We start from the raw sequence: 5,317 nt of genomic DNA on the forward strand, positions 1-5,317 counted from the left end.
GGAACGATTTCCGACTCATGTCGTTGCCCTGATTGGATAAGGCGGTCGCGATAGCGTCTTGAAATGCGGACTTTATCATCGTCCGTCGCGCGTGTATCCATCCAGATGTCATGGTTAAAAAAAGGCATCAAGGCACGCGCTCTGTCCGCGAACATCAAAACAAACAAATCAACGGTGGCCTGCGGGTCTCGCGAGTAGCGCTGTATTTCCGGAAATTTTATCAAATCAGGGTCATGCATACGGAGTACCCTTTCGGAAGGATCTTTTTTCGAAACTTCTTTCGCGAGTTCAGCCAAATCACCGCCCAATGTCAACAATGTTTCCCCATTTTCCACTCCTTCCACCCACTTTTCCGGAATCGCGTGAAGACCATACAAAGCCCCCGCGATGCCGCCCGCGATTGCGGCCAGACTGTCGGAATCTCCGTTGGTATTCGCGGCTCTCAAAACAGCCTCTTCAAAATTGGGTGTTGACAAGACGGCATACAAAGCCCCCGCCACCGCCTCTTCCGCAACCCACCCCCCACCCAACAACGCGAAGGCTTCATCCGGAGGCAGGGTCAATGCCTGAGGAATTTTTTCAAGCGCGTTTATCGCTTCTTTGCCACTGGCCGGAAGGTAGTTTGCCACAGTACCCAGAGCCGTTCGTTTAAACTCTTCTGGATTCGCGGATTGTAAAGCATGAGCAACAAGTCGCGCACCCACAATTGCCGCCGCGTAAGCCGTTGGATGCCAATGGGTTAGAATGGCTGAAAACAGGGCGACTTCGTCCAGTTTTTCCGGCTGTTGATGATAGACAATACCGATGGGTGCCACACGCATAGCCGCACCGCAACCTTTTGAATTTTCAGTTCCCGATTCATACCACGGTATTCCACGCTTCAATTGGTTACAGCCATTGAGGCATGCGTTTCCGGGGGCACGATTGTTATCGGGAGAATCCAGCCATTCGACAAAACGCCTTGAAAAAGCCCCGGCTAAATCGCCTTGATATCCCGCCTCTGTGTCGAGAAGGGCGTTGGCAACAGCAAGGGTCATTTGAGTATCGTCCGTGTAGGTACCGCCAATAAACCGTGTCTCACCAGACGGGCTTTTAACTAAAACAAAATCCCGAACCCCCTGCGCTCCATAACGCTCTCTAATTTGTTCCAGATTTAAAAATTCCGTAGGATGTCCCAGCGCATCTCCAATCGCTCCGCCTATCACGCTACCTTTCACTCGTTCTTCAAAACTCAGCGGAGGGATTACTGCGCGAGGTGCTTTATGAACTAAAGTTTTTTCAACGGCAGGAGTTGTTGAGACTGTTGAGGCTGTAGAAGCTGTCGGGGTGCGTCTCATCCAGAGTTTCCCCAGTTGTTCTCGTACAGCGGCCAACGAGGCGAATCGTTGTAATTTGGAAGGACGGATTCCTTTATATTGCGCGATGGAAAACCCTGCCGCAATTTGGCGCAACAGCCGGCGTTGCTCTACGGAATCGTGGCGGGCAACGGCTTCTCTATAATTTTGAATTTGTCCGGAAAAAGTATTCGCCTTGGGACCCAAATTCATGATCGAGAGAGCTGTTTGTATCTCTTCCAAGGCTGTTACAGTATTGCCTTCCCAGCCCCTTTCAATGGCCCCGACAAAAGCGCTAAAGCTTTCCAGCTCTGAGCCACTTATAACGGTAAATGAAGTGATCGGTCCCATTCTCTATAGTTATCGTCAATTTCCCATAAAAGTTGCTCCCCTTTATAGGAATAATTTTCATTTACAATAATCATATTTATTTTATACTTATGTAAATGAAATTTGATCAACTCGTCCATGTTGCAGGAAACCTTCCTTTTTTTGATCTCCCTGCCCTCACTCAAGCATCGGGAGAACCAAAAAAACATCTTTTAACCCAACTCTCACAATGGAAAAAGTCAAATAAAATTACCCAATTGCGACGAGGTCTTTACAGCCTGTCTGATCCTTATCGCAAAGCTTCACTTTCTCCACTTCATTTAGCCAATGAACTCTATCGTCCCTCCTATTTAAGCGGCATTTGGGCGCTGGCCTATTATGGATTAATTCCGGAAAAAGTAATCCCCTTCACCAGTGTCACCACGCGCGTGACACGCACGTTTCAAAATAGTCTGGGACTCTTCACCTATTCTTCACTTAAAAAAGATTTTTTTTGGGGGATGGTGTCCCAAAAAATGAAGAACATTCCGGTTTGGATCGCCGAACCTGAAAAAGGGCTTCTCGATTATTTTCATTTGAATTCCGGAGAATGGACAACGGATCGGATTAAAGAGATGCGCTTTCAAAATCTTGAAGAAATCAATTTTGAAAAACTCACTACTTATGTCAAGCAATGGGGGTCGGCTCGCCTGATGCGAACCATTCTCCGGCTTAAGGATTTTTTATGAAAGAACAGGCACTGGCTGTTGCAAAACAGGCCATCAATCCCAATGACAAAATGAATGCTTTGAGAGAATATCTGCAAGCATTTGTTTTAAGGTCATTGCACGAGAGTGAAGCTTTTGGTTGTCTGTCTTTTGTCGGGGGAACAGCTCTCCGTTTTTTATATAATCTCCCTCGTTTCTCCGAGGATCTCGATTTTAGTCTGGAAGAAAAAACAAATTACAATCCTGAAAAATGGCTGGCAAAATTAAAAAGAGATCTGGAATTTGCCCGTTTCGATGCCTCCGTCAACTGGAATGAAAAGACAACGGCGCACAGCGGTTGGGTGCGCATTGCAGGTCTTTTAAAAGAAGCCGGACTTTCCGGTCAAAGCGGACAAAAAATTTCGATCAAAATTGAAGTGGATACCCGCCCTCCAAAAGGAGCCATGCTGGAAACGCAGGTCATCAACAAATATTTTTTGTTTGCCCTCCGCCATTATGATCTCTCCTCTCTGATGGCGGGAAAAATTCACGCCCTCTGCACAAGAAACTATCTCAAAGGGAGAGACTATTACGATTTGCTTTGGTATCGCACCCAAAGACCTCCGGTGGAACCGAATCTTATCCTGCTCCAAAATGCTTTGGCCCAAACAATCTCAAAACCGTGGCCCGCAAAAAATTGGCGTGATTATTTGATCGAAAAAATCAATTCTGTTGATTGGAAACAACTCGTAAAAGATGTTTCGCCCTTTTTGGAACGACTCGAAGATCAGGCTCTTTTGAAACCGGAGTTTTTTTTGAAGGCTATTTCCTGAAACCCCAGCCAATTTCATTGACACGCTTCAACCAAATCTTTATAATCCAAAAGTCATTTAAATTTATATAGTTATCCACACTTGTTGATACTTTGCTAAAGGGTTGATTTTATGGCTTATTCCAAAAGTGCTAGGCGTTCCCCCCCTCCCGCTCATCGCAAAGAAGTTTTCGGAATTCTGTTTTATGCCCTCGGTGCTTTTACCACTCTCTGTCTTTTTTCCTACCATCCCACCGACCCGGGTTTTAATGCCGCCTCCAATGTTCAAACAATTGCCAATTTGGGGGGGATCATTGGGGCCTATCTTTCCGACTTTCTTTTCACAAGCCTTGGACTTTGCGCCTACGTGGCGTGTGGCCTTGCCTTTTTGGTCGGAACGATGAAGTTCAAGGGCACCGATATGGAGCTTTCTTTTAAAAATATCCTTCTTTATTTGCTTCTGCTTGTTTTTGTCGCGACGGTGCTTCAACTCCATTTTCCCACCGTGCGTATTTCTGGTCACAATTTCGCCGGAGGCGGCATTCTGGGCGCCCTCTTGAGCCAACTGCTCGTCCATTATTTGAATCCAGTCGGCGCGGAAGTCATTACACTCACAGGACTTGTGCTTTCTTTTATTTTGGCTACGGAGTTAAAAGTTTCCGCTTTGTGTATCAATGCCTATCGCTTGCTCAAATATTTTGCATTGCAGATGGGACAATGGTTTCGCGTCAGTTTCGAAAGAACAAAAATGGGCGTGACGGGCACAGGACGTTGGATAAAAGGCCAATTCATGGCCATCTTCGGTCCCGATGACGATGAAGAAGGGGATGGAGATACCGAAGAAGAGGAAGATGAAGACGAGGACGAAGAGGAGTTTGAAGACGAAGAGGTTGATGAAGACGAGGAAGAAGATGATGAGGACGAAGAACGCCCTTTACGCATCCACGGTCCCAAGAAAGAACCAAAAATTTATGAACGCGCGGACAGCGGCAAAAAACCGAACACAGAAGATCAGCTCCACTTTTTAAAAATCGGGACTTCTGATTTTAATCCTCCACCTATTTCTCTGTTGGATGCGGAGTCGCAGAAAAAAACCGTTGTTGATGAAGAAATTCTCAAAAAAAATGCCCAACTTTTGGAAAACAAATTACTCGATTATGGAGTACAGGGGCGTGTGACCGAAATTCATCCCGGACCGGTCATTACGATGTATGAAGTGGAACCGGCCGCAGGCACCAAGGTCAACAAAATAGTCAATCTTGAAAGCGATCTGTCTTTGAGCATGGGAGGAAAATCCATTCGCATTGTTCCTCACATCCCGGGCAAAGCCGCGCTGGGAATTGAAATTCCAAATCACGAAAGAGAAACAGTCTGGTTAAAAGACATCATCGGCTCACCCGCTTTTCAAAAATCAAAATCGAAACTGACGCTGGCGCTTGGGAAAGATATTGAAGGACGTCCGGTCATCAATGATCTCACCAAAATGCCGCATCTCTTGATTGCCGGTGCCACGGGCTCCGGAAAGAGTGTCGGCTTGAATAGCATGGTCATCAGTACTCTTTATAAAGCAACGCCCGCGGAAGTCCGGTTTATCATGATTGATCCGAAAAGACTGGAGCTCAGTGTTTATGAAGGCATTCCGCATCTGCTTTTGCCCGTGGTGACGCAACCAAAACAGGCTGTGGCCGCGTTGAAATGGGCTCTGCGCGAAATGGAGCGGCGCTATCGCCTGCTCGCGGATATCGGCACGCGCAATATCCTCACCTACAATGAAAAAGTCGAGAAGGGGCAACTCACTTTGATGTCCGAAGAGGAAGCCAAGGCCACACTGGAAAAAAATAAGGAAGCCATCTGCCACACCGGAAAATTATATTATCTCATCATCATCATCGATGAGTTGGCCGACATGATGATGGTGGCTTCGCAGGAATTTGAAGAAACCATCACTCGATTGGGACAAATGGCCCGAGCCGCCGGGATTCACCTGATTCTGGCCACACAGCGGCCGAGTGTAGATGTCATCACGGGCCTCATCAAAGCCAATTTTCCCGCGCGCATTTCTTTCAAGGTTTCTTCCAAACACGATTCGCGCACTATTCTGGATCAAATGGGTTCGGAAACATTGCTGGGCTCCGGCGACATGCTTTTCATACCAC

4 protein-coding genes are annotated in these 5,317 nt (G+C 46.8%); 3 read left to right on the top strand and 1 reads right to left on the bottom strand.

The genetic code is table 11. The annotated features are described in order from the left end of the window. The coding region (locus tag HY877_05095) for an ADP-ribosylglycohydrolase family protein (protein ID MBI5299652.1) at positions 1–1,685 on the bottom strand (1,685 nt) is incomplete at its 3' end. Between the two features lie 95 nt (positions 1,686–1,780). On the opposite strand from HY877_05095, the gene HY877_05100 reads away from it, so the two are divergent. The 3 genes from HY877_05100 to HY877_05110 all read left to right on the top strand — a co-directional run. After that, positions 1,781–2,392 carry a hypothetical protein gene (locus HY877_05100; GenBank protein MBI5299653.1) on the top strand — a complete coding sequence of 204 codons (612 nt, stop codon included), beginning with the start codon at positions 1,781–1,783 and terminating at the stop codon, positions 2,390–2,392. Beyond that, the gene (locus HY877_05105) at positions 2,389–3,183 is read left to right on the top strand and encodes a nucleotidyl transferase AbiEii/AbiGii toxin family protein (protein MBI5299654.1); all 795 of its coding nucleotides are present in this window, start codon (positions 2,389–2,391) and stop codon (positions 3,181–3,183) included. The genes HY877_05100 and HY877_05105 overlap by 4 nt, the downstream gene beginning before the upstream one ends. Before the next feature lie 111 nt (positions 3,184–3,294). Further along, positions 3,295–5,317: DNA translocase FtsK 4TM domain-containing protein (locus tag HY877_05110; protein ID MBI5299655.1), on the top strand; the 2,023-nt coding region annotated here is incomplete at its 3' end.

It is taken from the genome of Deltaproteobacteria bacterium, from assembly GCA_016213065.1.
Taxonomy (GTDB): Bacteria; UBA10199; UBA10199; order SPLOWO2-01-44-7; family SPLOWO2-01-44-7; genus JACRBV01.

Excerpts from the sequence above, each read along its gene's own strand:
- HY877_05105 (MBI5299654.1), top strand. The coding sequence starts at position 2,389 with ATGAAAGAACAGGCACTGGCTGTTGCAAAACAGGCCATCAATCCCAAT.
- HY877_05100 (MBI5299653.1), top strand. The coding sequence starts at position 1,781 with ATGAAATTTGATCAACTCGTCCATGTTGCAGGAAACCTTCCTTTTTTT.